We start from the raw sequence: 17,213 nt of genomic DNA, 5'->3' as shown, positions 1-17,213 counted from the left end.
GCCTGCCTTTGGATCATTTCGGATAACAAAAGAAAAAACCGCCGTTGTCTTTCTTAACCCCGTCAATCCTCTCTATTGATAAATGCGGGTGACCGATCCGTGTAATTTTGATTTGCGGTGATAACGCTGCATTTGGCAAAGGCATTAAGATTCTTCTTAATGTTTAAATATACTGGCCAGCAAAAACCAGTTGCCATATTATCCCTTAAAAACTACCTGCCTTTTTTATTACCTTTCCACAATTTACCCAATACATTATTGAGTAAGCTATCCTGCCCATGGATTAGTATACTTCTTTTCATTTCCTCCAGGGCATCATCCGAAATCTGCCATCCAAGTGGTAATACAGGCCACGAACGGTTGATTTTAACTTCGGTTGGAGCGAAAGGATGGTGTTTCCATTTCTGTTGCCTTGCCATGGCTGCATTTGTACTATCGGCCGCATTGCCATTTCCGCCAATGGTATTAAGCAGGCCCTGCACCGGGCCAAGCAGTTCGTAAAGGTTTTTGGCCGGCTTTGGCGCATCGATTGATTTTACTGAATTGGAAAGGGAAAGCAGGTTGATCGAGAGTCTTAAATTGTTATAAGCCTCCTCTTTACGTACACGCTCAAAAACCCTGATGATCTGTAACGAAGTTTGCCCTCCCGAATTTTCTATCGTACCTCCATCCGTAAAATGGTGGTCCTGATCAAATTTTCCCGTTGGGGAAACATAGGGGAACCTGGCACTTAAAAACGCGGCTGCGCTTAAGGGGATATCTTTTCCCTTTAGCAGATCCTGTATAAAAATAACCGCCGGAAAATCATCCTTATTGAGCAATACCGGAGCAGTAATGCCCTTATGTGCGGTGTTAATATCAAAAGTATTGGAGAAAAGCAACGGAATATCGGTATGCTTAGACGGGTACAGCGTGGAAAGCGGAATATCGTAATCGATCTGATAGTTTTTGTTTAGGGAATAACCCAGGATTTTTTCCTGCAGGCGTGCACGGTCGTCGTAAAAATCGGCCCCGAGTACCGACATGGGTACATCCCTGCCAAAAATCCCCACAATGTTACCGGTTAAGTAATCTTTTCGGAACACCTCCTTTACATAATCAAGATCCATCATTTTATCGGCAAGCCCGGCTTTTTTCTGAAAAGCACATAACAGTGAGAAGCCTACCGTGCCGCCCGATGCACCGGAGTATGAAAATACATGACGCGTAAAAGCTTCGCCAGAAGGCAGTCCTGACGAATTTATTTTTTGGTTCAGCCGGCTGATCACCATAGTTGCCCAGGCTGCTGCCCGTATACCTCCACCATAAGAGTTAACAAAATAAACGGGATACCCCGTACTATCCGGATCGTTCTTTGCAAACTGTTCAATTTCTTTCCTATGGTCATCCAGCCAGTAACGTACATACTGGGTAAGCGAATCCCGTGGCGCAGAATTGTTGTTAGAAACCTCTACCTCGTGAAAACTACTGATCCATTTGGCCGAACCAATGGCAGAGCATACCAGCAGGATGGTGATTAACTGGATGCGCCATTTGTTGCTCAGTGCAAGCAGAAAAGAAAACAGCAGCGCATAAGTAATCAATGCCCAGATTACAATATTGAGTGTAAAAAAGCGGTCGATTGCCGTTAATGGAATAATGACAAAATCGAGGTTAAAGAGGATAAAAAAAAGTGCAGCAGCCAATCCTGCAATCACCGCAAGCCTGGCCATATTAAAATTGTACCTTTTTTCGAGGTTATCCCTAAGGGTAACCGTGATGAGGAAACCCGATCCCAGCAGGAAAAGATCCATGCACAGGAACGACAATTTTCCAAAACCGTTTAACAGCTGGATAAAATAAAAGGCACCGCATAAGCCCACAATAATAAAAATGCTGATCCAGTATTTCGCAACCAGCAATTCGCCATCTTTTAAATAAAAGCGTTCAATCCGTTTCCTCCTGATTATCTGAACACCCAACCAGATAGACACCAGGAGTAAAAGCATTGCCGGAATATCATCCAGAAAATAAGGTATATGATAAAGCTGCATGGTTTTGAGCATGGCCAGGGCAGGAATAAAAAAGGTTAATATGCCTAATAACCGGGCATAATCCAGCGGTATTTTTTCTTCATGTTCATCAAAAGATGTTCCTTTTTGAACCACCAGATTAACTTTTGCGGGCGCTTTGATATAAAGCTTTGGCAGGTACCAGTTCATCGCTGCCAGGATACAGACCGAAGTAAGCAATAATATGGTGCCGGTAGTGGAAGTATTGATTGTTACCATGAGGTCCTGCCCCTGATCTGACAGATTGAGCAGGGCAAAAAAGACCAGTTGAAGGATCACCACAATACGGAACTGCCAGGTAATGGTTAACAGATCCATAAAACCTGTTGAAAGACCGGAAAGCCAATAGCTCAAGCGCTTTAACAGGTTGATACGGAAGGCAAAATACAAAAAAACAATAATGAGCAGTAAGAACTTTGCCTTTGCCATGCTGCTTGCCAGAAGTGCCTCACCCGGAAGCCCCTGATTAAAGCGTTCGATACTTTTAAGCAGATAAATATTTTCTAAAACATCAAAGATTGCCGCGATAACCAGTGCGGTAATTAAATAGAAAAACTCCTTTCTGCTGAGAAAATACAGAAGTGCTTTTTCCTGTGCTATTACAGCATGATCTTTACTTTCGGGATTGGAATCGGCTATTTTTGTAGCCCGATATAACGGTCTGTTTTCAACATAGCGGTTAAAAAGCACAATACCGGCCGCTACATAAAAAAAGATAAAAAAGAAATCTGCATGTATATTTCTTTTGGCCATCTCTGGTCCGCATATATTCTCGCCTTTAACAATATCTGCCCCATAATCCCTTTCAAATGCATAATTGTCCGGCCTGTCCCACTCAGTAAGGATGGTTTTCTGCAAATTATTTTCGGAAGCCAGCTGAAAAGAAGTCATTCCCCAGTGTGCATGGTCGGAAAAAAGGAGGAAACTGTTTTTCAGGGTCATACTTCCGGTAACCAAGAGCCCCGCAAGAAGCAGATAAGGGATAAAAAACCTGATTTTGTTGATCATAATGTCTGGCTTTTATTTAAGGTGCTAATTTGATTGCTTAATAGTTTAGATGAAAATAGTTTCAAAAAAACGATCAGATTAAATATACAACAATCAACTCATTACCAAATACTTAAAAACAGGTATTCTTTATGCGATAAAAGTAAAATGGCATCATCCCGATCCGATAGCATTGGAGGAAACGTAACTTGTAACGATTTTACATCAGGTAGTGGAACGGGTATCCTTCGACTCCGCTCAGGATGACAGTTCTTATTGGGTCATCTCAACATGAACGCAAGCGCTAAAACTTGCGCTAGAGCCGGTAAACAGAATCCATCGCTAAACCACAGCTTTTTTCGGCTTGCTTTTATACTTTTTCCCCAGGTACAGGATTAAACCTGTAATAGGCAAACTGGCACTGATTAGACTCACTAAAAAAGCGATTATTTTACCAAAAAAGCCGGCAACCTGACCAGTATGGATATCGTAGTTCAAAGCATTGAGTTTTGCGCCGGGGCTTTTGGAGCTATAGGGAATAAAGTTTAAAAGTTTTCCCGAATAACGGTCGAATGAAAAACCGCTGTTATAACCAAAATGCAGGGGTTTGGGATAGGCAGTAATCGAAATTGGAGCGCTCTGTTTTGAACCTGGAAAAATCAGAAAAGAATTCGATTCCGGAGATTGCAGCCTTGCCACATCAAAAGCTTTATCAATGGCTAATGCCGAATCGGGATAATTGACTTTTAGCGTGCTGTCTGATTTAAATGCTTCTTTATCCTTCGGATATACCTTACCTAAATTGGCCACATTTGCAATCCCTTTCCGCATCCATTGAAAACTAAAAGATAAACCGGTTATTGCCAATATAATCGCGAAACTGGTGATGTAAAATCCCAGTACATTATGCAGATCATAATTAACGCGGCGCCATCTTCCCCTCCATTTAATGCTAAAGCACCTCTTCCGGTCTGATTTTCTTTTTGGCCACCATAAAACCAGTCCGCTAATCATAATCACCACAAATATGATCACGCAGATCCCATTTACGAGTTTACCAATTTTTGCCGGAAGAAAAAGATTGAGATGTACTTCTTTGATAAAGAGAAAGAAATTTTCTTTGATGATCTCGGTATGCAGGTACGCACCCGAATAAGGATTGTAATAAACAGATTTGGCTACCTTTTTCTGTAATATCCTTACCTGCGCTGCCCTTTCGGGTCCGTAAAAAATAACCAGCGTAATTTTTGCTTTCGGGTATTTGGCTGTTGTTAACGCTTTTAATTCAGAAGGCTTAATAAAAGGCTTTTGTTCTGCCTTAACCGTTCTGTATGAATATAAAACATCCTGTATATCGTCCTGAAAGCAGAAAATACATCCTGTAATGCTCACTATAAAAACCGCGAGGCCCGAAATAAATCCGAGCCAGCGGTGTAAGAATAAAATCAGCTTTTTAAAATTGCCCATTCCTTAAAATTTGAAAGCAATGTTCGCAATTACCTCACGGAGCATCTGCGGGTTCATGGTGCTGTTACCTACCCAGTAAGGTGTGTTACCGATATTGTTCATTTTTAAGCCCAAACGGTATTTCCTTTGATCGTAAAACAATGCTGCATTATAAATTTTGTATGAAGGCAAAATAAACTGTCCGAGCGCAATGGTATTAATTGCATAATTTTTAGTGGCATAATTACCCCCAATACCTGCACCAAGCCCCTGTAGTATCCCACGGTTTACACGATAACTCATCCAGAAATTAACCAATTGTTCAGGACCGGCTGAAACAGGGCGCAAACCATCTAAATTTGCACTCGTATTGGTATAACGGCTGTCGTTATAACCGTAACCGGCAATCAGGTTTAAACCGGCAATGGGGTTGGCAATCACCTCAACTTCTACGCCTTTGCTACGCTGCGTTCCATTCTGTATGCTCAACTGCGGATTTAACTCGTAAGCACGCACAATATCTTTCACTTTAATATCGTAATAGCTTACATTTCCACTTAAAATACCTTTAAAAAGATCAAACTTTACGCCACCCTCTAATTGGTTTGCCTGCTCTGGCTTAAAAGCATTTCCTTCGAAATCGGTTCCGGTTTTATTGGCAAAACCATTCTGATAATTTGCGAATAAAGAAACCTGCTCAGGTAAAATCTGGTAAACCAAACCAAATTTTGGAGAATAAGCGGTTTGTTTATACCCATTTGAAGTAACGTTTGTAGAGTTGTTCAAAATGCCATTGTTCACAAAACGATCGATACGTAAACTCAATAAAGCGTTCAGGTTATCGGTAATGTTAACCACATCAGCCACGAAAGCACTGTAGGTAGTGGTATTGGAGCGCGTAACCAAAGTGGTTCCGGCCGGACGGTTTGCGTAAGCCGAATCTACCTTGGTCTGGTTAAATTTATAATAATCAGGGCCGGGATTGGAAATGCTTACAAAATCAAAAACATCGTTCAGTTTAGCACCCCTTAATGCAGCCGTTGCCCCTGCCGGATTGTAGTAATCGTTATTGCTAAAACGGTTAAAAGTAATATTGGTATTGGTATGCAGGTAATCGAGACCAATGGTTAACCTGTTCCTGATTCCGGCCACTTTAAAATCGCCAAGAATAGTCTGCTGGATCTCGGCATTCAGGTCTGTTCCGTTAGGTTCCCAAACCATGCGTTCGAGGTAAAAATCGTCGTTATAACTTTTTGCCGGGGTTGTTGCTGCTTTCACTGCTGTGAGCGACCTTACTTTAGCACCCGGAATTAAATAATAATATGGAGAAGAACCGCTCGATCCGCTTGTTGTTAAGCTCAGATTTGTCTGTGATTTCCAGTTATTGGAGATTTTATAATCCATTTGCCCGAAAACATTGGCGTTCTCGCCTTTTTTGATCATATCGCGGCTCGAAAATGAACTTCTGTAATTAATGTTCACATCTGCAGCGCTCGATACACCAAACTGCGAAACGGGCGTACCGCCATAAAAATACAAAAACTGGCTTCCGGCGCTCTGCAACTGGTTAAATTCGGCATCCAATAGAAATGTTAATTTATCATTTACCTCGTACTTAATGCTAGGCGCAAATAAGAAACTCTTTCTGAAAGCATTCTCCTGAAAACCATTTTGAGAATTATAAGCCGCATTTACCCTAAATAATAATTTGCCTGCTGTATCAACGGGGGTATTAAAATCGGCCGTAACCCTGTTCAGACCGTAGCTGCCTGCGTAATAAGCCACTTCGCCACCTGTAGCCTTAAAAGGCTTTTTGGTTACACGGTTGATCAACCCACCATAAGAGCTCATTGAATTGCCGAACAAAGTAGCCGACGGGCCTTTTAAAACCTCGATACTCTCTACGTTTGCCGCATCAATGGCGGTGGTGATGTTACCTGCAAGACCGTTTCTTAATTTGCTTTGGGTAACAAAACCACGCAAAACAAAAGTTGTACCGCCAGAGCCTGCCCTCCCGGTTGATTCGAATGATTTGCTCACCCCTGCCGCATTTTTAAGCGCTTCATCAAGGTTATTGATCTGCTGGTCTTTTAACAATTCTTTACTGATGCTGGAATAAACCTGTGGATTTTCGAGGTTGTTTAAGGGCATCTTTGTTACATAAGGACTGCTTTTGCGGCTGAATTTATTTACCCTGCCGCTGCTGATACTTACTTCCTGCAGATCGGTATTGCTCATGCTCAATACAATTACGGGAATTTTATTGATCCCTTCTTTAACTTCGATGGTTCTTTGCTCTACTTTGGCACCAACCTGTTTAATAATAAGGGTATAAGTACCGGTAGAAACTTTTAATTCGAAATTACCTTTATCATCGGTAGTGGTACCGTAAGGGGTATTTAAAAGATATACCGAAACATTATCAGCAGGTATTGATTCAGAAGTGCGTACCGAACCCACAATTGTAGTTTTAGCATTCTGCGCCAATACATTTAGTGGACATGCAAAAAATAGTACAAGGATGGTAAAAAGTATTTGGCTTAAAGCCGAAGAATTTTGTAAAGATCTCTTCATTTATTTAGACTTATTATTAATAATGCGCGAAGATATAAAAGATCCAAAAAAAACCATCACGATCAGGAGAAATTATAATACAATTTTATTGACACTATCTACTTCAGGAACAAATAGATGGACAATACCAACAATAAAATGGACAATACTATCATCAATACTGATATTAATGTGATAGTTATTGGATGAAACGAAATGAAAAATCCTTCGACTACGCTCAGGATGACAGCATTGGGGAGAATTTACATTCGAAATAACAATCAATAAAAAGCTTATAGCAATCAAATACGACCAAAAACAAAGAAGCTGCAAAAATTGCAGCTTCTTTGTTCCTTATCTTCATTTTAATTATTAGAATATCCCGGATTTTGATCTGCTTCGGATATATCATCGTTCTGTTTAATTTCCTGTAGCGGAATTGGGTAACGGTTATGGAAAGGCTGTATAGAACCACTTTCCTTTGTCCATTTGTTACGTGCTTTAACAAGATCTACCAATTTTCCGATCCTGATCAAGTCCATCCTTCTCCATCCCTCAAAACAAAGCTCGCGCATGCGTTCGTCCATAATGGCCGTTCTAAAATCCTGTTGCGACATTGCCGCACTCCATTTTTTATTATCAGGCAAATTGTTGTTCCACGCCCTTCTTCTTACTGTTGTATTTACCAAATCTACCGCCTGCGCAGTGGCACCGGTTTCATTTAAGGCTTCGGCATAACATAAAAGCACATCCGAATAACGCAGGTAAAAAATATTCTTGCCCGAAAGCCAGAAACTCAGCGTACCATCGGTTCTGATATCTTCGTATTTTTTCACATGCGGATCCAGCTCATCGCCACCAAATGTTGGGTTAAGCACAGGGGTTTTTCCTTTATAGGTAAAATCGTAACGGATGCTCTCTCCTTTCCTCACATCGCCATCTTCCCAAAGTCCGCCTGCGGTTGCATCTTTATAACAATATTGTGTGGGCACCATCAGGTCGTAACCGCCAAAATAGGCGTATTGATCAATTTCTGCTAAAGATCTCGATCCCATCTGCCATTGGGTTTGGTTATTATCCGGATAAACATTAGTGAACTGAAATTCGTAGATAGATTCGGTGCTGTTGGGTTTTGTGGGGTTCCAGAGGTCGGCATAATTGGCCACCAGCTGGTAGGTACCTGCATCTACTATCTGTTTAAAAGTATCCCTGGCTTTGGCAAAATCGCGTACACCCGAGCTAACCGGCGCATACATGTATACTTTACCCAATAGCGCCAATGCAGCACCTTTGGTGGCTTTACGTTTGTCGGTTTGTGTTGCAGGCAGGTATTTCACGGCATTTTCGAGGTCGGAAACAATGCTGCTGTACACTAAAGTTAAAGGCTGACGCTTGGTTCCATACTCAGCAAATTTTGCCTGATCTATCAAGGGTATTTCGCCCCAATACTGGCTCATCTCGAAATTAAGTGCTGCCCTGATGAAAGAAGCATCTCCCAAAATCCTGTTTTTGCGTTCCGGATCTTCCGTATTTAAGCTTAAAGCATAAATTACTTTTGCAGCAGCAGAAATTACCGGCCAACGGCTGTTCCACTGTTCTGCAAGGGCAGTATTACTAGCGGTCAAGAAGCCGTTATAACGGTCTAAACCTGCCTGACGGTCGTCGGTCCTCACCTGGTAAGCCCCTTGTTGTGCTTCATCGGTGCCCAGGGTAAAAACAAAACCTCCCCTATCTTTTTTGGTGTTACGCCAACTGGTATACAAGCCCAATACCAAAGGTTCGATATTATCGAGGCTTTTAAAAACCTGTTCTTCAGTAAGTGCTGTTTGTGGTTCTTCTGTTATAAATTTTTTGCACGATCCGCTTAGTATTACCAATAAGGCAAGCATGATCAAACTGTATTTCCTTTTCATTGTAATTTCTCTTAAAGTCCAATATTAACACCAAAAACAAACATTTTTGAAGTTGGATAACCATCACCGCCTTCAGGATCGTAACCTTTGTATTTGGTTACGGTTAACAGGTTCCTGCCGGTAACATATACACGGAGGTTGCTGATTTTCGCTTTTTTCATAAAATCCTGCGTAAAATTATAGGCGAGTGTTAAGGCCGACATCCTTAAATAAGATGAATTTTGTACAGCATAGTCGGTTTCTCCGATACCATATCTACCGCTTCCGGTATATGCCCTCGGGATGTTGGAACCGGTGTTGGTAGGCGTCCAACGGTTAAGTTCGTCTTCGTGACCCGAATATTCGCCCGTTCCGTTCAATAAACCTTCGTAAAGTCCGCTAATCGCTTTTCCACCATAGCTGTAATTGAAAACAGCATTCAGGGTGAGGTTTTTATAGGTTACATCTGTAAAGAAACCACCATAAAATTTAGGATCTTTTTTACCCACTACAACACGGTCGGCATCATCAATCTTTTTATCGCCATTAATATCAACCGGAACAATATCACCAGGATGAATGGTGCGGCCGCCATAATCAATCCCCTTGATACGATCCATATCGGATTGCTGCGCAATTTTTTCAAACTTATAGGTATAAATAGAATTGAGCGGCTGGTTAAGGAAGAAATTGCCTTCCCTTTGGATCTCCACTCCGGTAAATCCGCCATAATTATAAATGGCATCTACATTACCGTAAAGTTTGGTGATTTTGCTTTTATAGGCAGAAATATTGGCGCCCATGTTCCATTTTAAATCATCGCCTTTCAATATCACACCGTTAATGTTAAAATCGAATCCCTGATTAAGCAATGAGCCCACATTGGCAATGGTATTGTTAAATCCTGATGTGGTTGACAGGGTTCTTCTCATCAACAAATCGTTGTTATGAATCAGAAAATAATCTGCATTAAAAGTTAACCTATTATCTAAAATAGCAATATCCAATCCCAGGTTAAGCTGTTTCTGCTTTTCCCAAACCAGATCCGGATTTCCTAAACGACCGTCTGATACATAGGTAACCGACCCATTTGTAAATACAGGGCGATAAAGAGAACGGTAAGCAAAATCATCAATTTTCTGGTTTCCGGCGATACCGTAACCGGCACGGATTTTAAGCACATTGATTCCTTTGATATCTTTGAAAAAATCTTCGTTTGCAACATTCCATGCAAGTGAAAGTGATGGAAAAAGGCCCCATTTGTTGCCATTGCCAAATTTTGATGAACCATCATATCTTCCGGTAAGGGTTGCAAAATACTTGTTATCGTAGCTGTAATTAAACCTGGCCACGTAACTGATCAATGAATTGGTTACAAAATCAGAAGATAACTGGAACTGATCTTTCAGATATGCTCCACCGAGGTATTTGTAAGAAAAATCGTCGGTAGCGAAACCAGAGGCATTTACCTGGTTATAATTATAATTGTTCTGGCTCAATCCAAAACTCAGTATACCGGAAAAACTGTTTTTACCGAGGGTTTTATCATACGAGATCGAATTATCCCACTGCCAGTTTACCCAGCTTTCTTTTTTCTGCGTAGCACTACCATTAGTGGAGTTCCTAAGCGATTGGCCTAAACTTTTAGGGATATAATTATAATAATTCTGGTTCCTAACATCCAGGGCAATACTCGAACGAACATTTAATCCCGGAATGATGGTGGCCACCACGTAATTATTGGTTAACAAACGGTTTAAATTGCCTTTACCATCAATGTTCAAACTCCTGATGGGGTTATAAAGATCGGTACTTTGGATACCTTTCCAGCTTAAATACGTAACCTGATCATTGATGGGTAAAAGCGGATTGGCATTGGCCGCGATACCGAATACACCACCATCGATATAAGATTCTTCGGTACGCGAGAAATTGGTGTTCGTACCGATTTTTAACCAGGGTTTTATTTTCTGGTCGAGGTTGATCTGACCGCCATAACGTTTATAGTTGGAGGTTTTTAGCAATCCCATCTGATCGGTGTAGTTAAAACTCACATATACAGCACCATCCGGCCCACCTTTAGAAAACGTTGCAGTATGGTTTTGCTGTATGGCCGTGCGGGTAATTTCGTCGAGCCAGTTATACGATTGTCCACTACGGTACACACTCAGTTCATCCTGACTAAATGCGATAGAATTTGTGCCCAGCAACGAATTGATATAAGTTTGGCGGTTTGCAGTAGGATTATCGTCCATATATTTATTGGCATAAGCATCAATACGTAAATCAGCAATCTGCTGTGCATTTAGGTATGGGATATTTTTGTTGAACGACTGTACACCGTACCAACCATTGTATTCGATTTTGCCATCGCCGTTTTTGGCCCTTTTGGTGGTAATGAGTACCACTCCATTCGCGCCCCTGGAACCGTAAATTGCCGTTGCAGAAGCATCTTTCAAAATGTCGATACTTGCAATATCATCAGGGTTGATGGTATTAAAGGCTTCTTCGATTACCAGTCCATCTACTACATAAATCGGGTTCGAGCCATATTGTATGGAATTGTTTCCGCGCACCTTAATGGATACAGCGCCACCCGGCCTGGGATCGTTACTTTGCACCAGCACGCCGGCAACACGGCCCTGAATGGCCTGATTGATATTGGTTACGGGCATTTCTTTAATTACCTTTTCGCCAACACTGCTTACCGAACCGGTTAAATCGCCCTTTTTAATGGTTGCCCCTACCACCGTAACTTCCTGAAGCTCGCTCGTTGTAGATACCAAAACGATATTCATGCCCACCCCTGCCGGCCGTTCAACACTAGCATAACCAAGGGAAGAAAAAACAAGAACTGCGCCTGCGGGTACTTTTAAACTGAATTTTCCATCGGGATCGGTAGAGGTTGCGATAGTGGCTCCTTTTACCTTGACAGAAACGCCGGGGATAGACATTCCATCATCTTTGCCCGTTACTTTTCCTGATGCGCTTACCAGCTCCTGGGCCGAAAGCACATTACCTTGCAATAACACCAAAAACATCAATAACGACGCTATTTTGGGCAAGGATTTTACAATATAATTTAACATACGAAAGATATTTGATTAGTGCGGATAAACTTACGATGAAAATAAAAGCCTATAAATGGATAATCGTTACCAATACATGGACAATACTATCATCATAAAAACAACATCAATCTTCGTTTGCATCAACCAATACACATTTTACGTCAACGATTTTTAATACAGAAATTCATAAATAGACAAAAACAGCTGTTTTATTGGCCAAGATTTTATACACGAAAGCACGCGGATAAATACAGATTTAAAGCTAAAGTGTGCCGGTGATCTGCGAAGACCCAAACTATGGCGGTGGGGAAATATCGGAGTTTTTTTGACCACAGATACACACGGATTTAGATGCAAAAATATACCCGTGGTCAATGGAAGGCACAGGCCATTGAGTTCGAGATGTGTTGCTCCATAATTTTTACATCAAAAAGCCTGCAGGTAATACCTACAGGCTTAAAAATACGAGTGCAATCAATCCCAAATAACCAATGAATATACTTTATTGCAATCCAATCTTTTTTTGAAAACCTTTTATCCTATACCAGATAAAAATAGCGGTTAACAACACACACAGACCTACGCCGATTACAATGCCACTAAAATTTTGGGCCAAAACACCAAGCAGTATAATTCCGCTTCCAACCACTACCATAGAAATGGCGATAACTTTTATCCCAAATATGTTCTGTTTTTCGGCTGATAAGTTTCCGCTTATTTCTTCTTGAGTGTGCTGCTCAACCGGAGCAAGCATAAAGGGTGCCCCAATTAAATTACGGCTGGCATAATACAGTTCGAAAATAGCCAATAAAAGCACTGGTAAACCTACGCCTACGATGGTTTCGACGGTACGGCTAAATTTGAGGTCGAAAGCTGCCGGTGTAATGATTTTAAAAAACAGGCTCACCAAAAGGGATGTTGCAGAAATAAATACCAAAGAAAAAGAAGTTTGCCTTTTCGAAAACAACGACCAGATAATCGGTCCGAAAAGGGCGCCACCTGCAATGGATGCGGTACTAAGCACTACTTCTACCACGCCACCTGCCCTTGGTATGAGTATGGCCACGATAATAGTAGCTGCACCGAATATCAGGGTAAATAACCTTGCCATAAAAATCATCTCTTTTTCAGATGCTTTTTTCCTGATTAGGGCTTTATAAATATCGTTTGCAAAAACCGTTGCCACTAAATTAATGGTTGTGTTCGCTTTACTCGAAGTAGCCGAAATCATCCCAGCCAATACCAGACCTATTAAACCAGCAGGAAGTACTTTCTGGCAAAGCATCATATAAGCACCTTCTGGCTCCAGCCCCTGTAAATTTGGATTAATGATGCGGTAGATCATAGGTGGGATCATCCATATTACCGGGCTCACAAAATATAAGATAGCAAATAAGTAAGCTACTTTTTTAGATTGTTTTACGGTTGAAACGCTGGTATAACGCTGCACATAAGACCAGTTACCGCCAATATAAAACAACTGATAAACAATAAAAGCCAGCATAAACTCGAAGGTATAATCGGCATTAAAGGGTTTAAAAAAATCGACTGGGGCTTTTGCAAAAAGCTGCGAAGGTCCGCCGATCTCTTTAAAAGCTATGGGTATTACAATCAGTACCGAAGCGGTTAAAATCACAAACTGCACCACATCGGTTACCAGAACCGCCCATAAACCACCTGCCGCCGTATAAAGCACAATAATTAACCCGATTACGATAATACAGGTATTTAAGGAAAAGGGAGTGGCCACATGCACCATTTTGCCTACCGGGTAAAGTACCGCAGCTGTTGCAAATAAACTCAATAACAAAATGAGGTAGGTATAAAACTGTTGTGTTTTAACACCGAAGCGTGTACGCAGGTAATCGGCAGCCGTCATTGCGCCGGTTTTCTTCCATCTTGCAGCAATAAACCTGGCCACCAATAAGCCGCTTATGGCCATGGTAAGCTGGATTACATTGGCTACCAAACCACTTTTATAGGCAATGGATCCCCACACCACAAAAGTACCTGCAGAAAAATAACTGATAAAAAGCGAAAGTCCGTTGATCCACCATGGGGTTGCACCGCCGGCTTCAAAAAATGCCTGTCCGCTTTTGCTTCCTACCCGCGTAAAAATCAATCCGATTGAAAAAATGAGTATGGCAAAAATCGCCATTACATAGAAATCTAAGGTTACCATAGTTTGTATTTTATGCGTAACACCTTACGCTGAACAAAGCGGCGGGAGTTAAAGCTGAGGGATGTTCCAAGTTAATTTTTATCTGTCTGGTGTGCACCGGCGAATCGAATCTGATCACATTCCGGGTTTGGTAATTGCCTTCCTTTTTATAAAGCAATTTACCATTTTCATCGGTGATGGTATAATCCTGCACGCAAAACGGCATCCTGTTTTCGGGGTGTCCCATTAAAACAGACTCCATGGGGTGATCAAAATCGGTATCAAAAGCGAGGTTAATTTCGCTTATCTGCTGTTCATTGTCCCAATTGAGCGTAATTTCCGGTTTCGGATCATGATAGGCAGCCGTCCATGCGTTCGGATTTACAGTTGGTCTGTCTATGCCATTTTTTAAGTTATTTACACCATAAAATTCCAATGCGGGTTCAAATTTCAATGCAATATTTAATCCCGCCGGCCGGCGTTGTGGGCACCAGAACTCAAATTCTTCCACGCCGATATCTTCTGGTGGAGTTTGTTTGCCAAAATTAGAAACGGCCTTATTCACCAGATTAAAGGCAGATAACATGCCTGTGATGCGTTGCTGGCTAAACTTTAACTTAACCTCGGGATTCTTTTCAAAAATCAGAAACAGATAGGTTTCTTCCGTTGGTATAAAATCGAATGACAACACCACATCATGCAATCCTTCGCCACGGCTAAAAGTTTTGGTTTCGATGGTAATATCGGGTGTGTAATTGCCTGCTTTAATACTTTTTCTGAGCTGAACGCTCAAGGTTGTCTGCTTTTTCACATTAATGGAAAAAGATATTTTAGGCATTGCACCTGCCTTAACAGGAATAAGCTGTGCAGAAGAAAGCGTTAAATCCACATATTCCATCGCCTTGCTCAACTCATCAATTTTTAGCTCGCTGCTTGCCTGCAGGTTTGCTTTCTGTACCAGGTCTTTCTGATCGGTGTGATTAACATCCGGAATGTACTGCCCTGCGCGGATCAGTTCTTCCTGAAGCAAAGTGATGTGCTTATCTGCAAGAATATCTGCCGGAAAAATGTTTTTATCGGTACAGATTGTTGCAGCCAGGGCCACTGCCTGTGCCACATAAGCGCTTGTTGCCATTACCCGAGTAGATGCAAATGCCACATGACTGGCGCTGATGATACGCCCGGCCAAAAACAGGTTTTTAATATTTTTACTGTAAAGTGTGCGGTAAGGAATCTGGTAAATGCCTTTACTGTGCCATTGGTTACAACCCGGTTTTTCGCTGAATACGCCATCAGCCGGATGGAGATCGATAGACCATCCACCATAAGCAACGGCATCAAAATGGGTGCGCTGTTCTACAATGTCTTTTTGATTGAGCATATAATCGCCTTCAAAGCGCCTGCTCTCCCGTTTGCCTGGAATGGTTCCCACCCATTCTAAAGTAAGGTTTTCGGCTTCAGGGAAATTACCCGAGTTTTTGATATAATCCCAGGTACCATAAATCACCTTCCAAAGTTCCCATTTTATTTTTTCGGTATCGTGTACGGTATCCAATCGTCCGCCATATTCGAGCCACCAAAGCCTGCAACCATATTCCTTTGTATTAAAACTTCTGAAACGTGGTATTTCAGTGATGTCTTTTAAAGCAAATTCGGGTGCGGTGTATTTAACCGGTCTTCCGGTATCTTTTGAATAAAAATACATAGAATGGCCGAGCAGTTCACCATATTCGGCTGTTGGCGCAAATTTTTCGTCAAACTCATCTTTACTTTCGGCCCCCATCCTAAAGGAGGCACCGGCCAAAAAGCCAACAATTCCATCGCCGGAACAATCGCAAAAAAGCGGTGCACTAATCTGGTAATGGGTAGAATTCTGACTGCAGAAGCCCAAAACGGAAGAAATAACCTCAGAACCTGATTTTTCGAGCTCGTAAACAGCTGTGTTTAGCAACAGTGTGATATTTTTCTCCGAAGCCACCTTATCCAATAGAATACTGTCAAAAATTAATGGATTACCTTCAGGATTACGGAACATATTTTCGACCAATAATTCATCTATTACACCACCCTCGCGGCTCCACCTGTTATTGTTCCCCAAGTGAGAGGTAGCGCCCAAAATCCATAAGCGTACCTCGCTAGATGAATTTCCGCCCAAAACCGGACGGTCCTGTACCAATACAACCTTTAGCCCGGCCCTCGCAGCAGTTACAGCAGCGCAAACACCAGATAATCCACCTCCCACAATCACCAATCCGGTTTCTAAAAATATTTTTTTGGGGGATCTTTTCTCGGAAAAACTTGTTTTTAGCATGATATTTTATTTATAGTGAACCGTTTCTTGATAGATCACAAATTTTGTAGGCGTTAAAACCTCTATTTTTACAGCATCGCCAGTAACTCCTTTTACCTCAACCACAGTGATTTCTCCTGGTTTCAACGAGGGGATCAGTTGTTCACCGAATGCTGTTTTAAGGCGATAGTTTTTAATACTCTGGTAAGGAAAATCATTTTTAATACCCAGCTGTAATTTCAATGTGCCATTATTGATCTCCATAACCTTTAAACTAATGGGCGACATTTCTTTTTGGTAGGTAAAATAAGCCGGACGGGGCGAACGATCGGCCGTAACAAGGCCCCAGGGCCTGTATCCGCTCGGGTTGGTACCTACGTGGCGGCTTTGGTAATCGTTATAACTCCACCATGATGCACCTATGATATACGGCCTATCACGGATAATCCTGGCCACTTCTTCGATGTGTTTAACCTGTCCGGCTTCGGTTGCCTGATCGGCCCTAACACCCCATTCGGAGATCAGAATAGGCTTATCCGGATACAAGCTGTGGATATTATCGAAAATTTTGACATGGTTTCCATAAGTGTTTGTTGATATGAAATCGCAGTATTGCGAAGCCTCCGCTTCGGGGGTTTTGGTCATGCTGTTCAATATCATGGTTGCAAAGGTGTACAACCTCGACGGGTCTTCTTTGCGGCCAAATTCGATCATATCTTTTGTCCAGTTTTGTCCTTCAGGTGTACCCGATGCATACTCGTT

8 protein-coding genes are annotated in these 17,213 nt (G+C 41.8%); all 8 read right to left on the bottom strand.

Annotated elements, in window-relative coordinates; genetic code table 11:
* Positions 1-212 precede the first annotated feature (212 nt).
* Entirely contained in the window at positions 213-3,059 is a 2,847-nt protein-coding gene (locus tag B2V92_RS12245) for a hypothetical protein (protein ID WP_293308293.1), read from the bottom strand.
* A 321-nt stretch (positions 3,060-3,380) separates the two neighbouring features.
* Positions 3,381-4,505, bottom strand: a complete 1,125-nt coding sequence (locus B2V92_RS12240) for a PepSY-associated TM helix domain-containing protein (RefSeq protein ID WP_293308291.1) — start codon at positions 4,503-4,505, stop codon at positions 3,381-3,383.
* Positions 4,506-4,508: 3 nt separating this feature from the next.
* Complete coding sequence (locus B2V92_RS12235; RefSeq protein ID WP_293308289.1) at positions 4,509-7,058, bottom strand: TonB-dependent receptor; 2,550 nt, start codon at positions 7,056-7,058, stop codon at positions 4,509-4,511.
* Positions 7,059-7,402: 344 nt separating this feature from the next.
* Positions 7,403-8,950 (bottom strand): RagB/SusD family nutrient uptake outer membrane protein, encoded by a 1,548-nt coding sequence (locus B2V92_RS12230; RefSeq protein ID WP_293308287.1) that lies wholly within the window; start codon positions 8,948-8,950, stop codon positions 7,403-7,405.
* A gap of 11 nt (positions 8,951-8,961) precedes the next feature.
* Positions 8,962-12,018, bottom strand: coding sequence for a SusC/RagA family TonB-linked outer membrane protein (locus B2V92_RS12225; protein ID WP_293308285.1), 3,057 nt, complete (start codon positions 12,016-12,018; stop codon positions 8,962-8,964).
* 484 nt (positions 12,019-12,502) lie between these two features.
* Positions 12,503-14,182, bottom strand: a complete 1,680-nt coding sequence (locus B2V92_RS12220; RefSeq protein ID WP_293308283.1) for a sodium:solute symporter family protein — start codon at positions 14,180-14,182, stop codon at positions 12,503-12,505.
* A gap of 10 nt (positions 14,183-14,192) precedes the next feature.
* Positions 14,193-16,472, bottom strand: a complete 2,280-nt coding sequence (locus tag B2V92_RS12215) for an FAD-dependent oxidoreductase (protein WP_293308281.1) — start codon at positions 16,470-16,472, stop codon at positions 14,193-14,195.
* Positions 16,473-16,478: 6 nt separating this feature from the next.
* Positions 16,479-17,213, bottom strand: a 735-nt coding sequence (locus tag B2V92_RS12210; protein ID WP_293308279.1) for a glycoside hydrolase family 2 TIM barrel-domain containing protein, incomplete at its 5' end; no start/stop codon positions are given.

The sequence above is a fragment of the Pedobacter sp. UBA5917 genome, assembly GCF_002432345.1.
Taxonomy (GTDB): Bacteria; Bacteroidota; Bacteroidia; order Sphingobacteriales; family Sphingobacteriaceae; genus Pedobacter.
The sequence above is the reverse complement of the archived record's forward strand: the minus strand, read 5'-3'. Positions and strand labels throughout refer to the sequence as shown.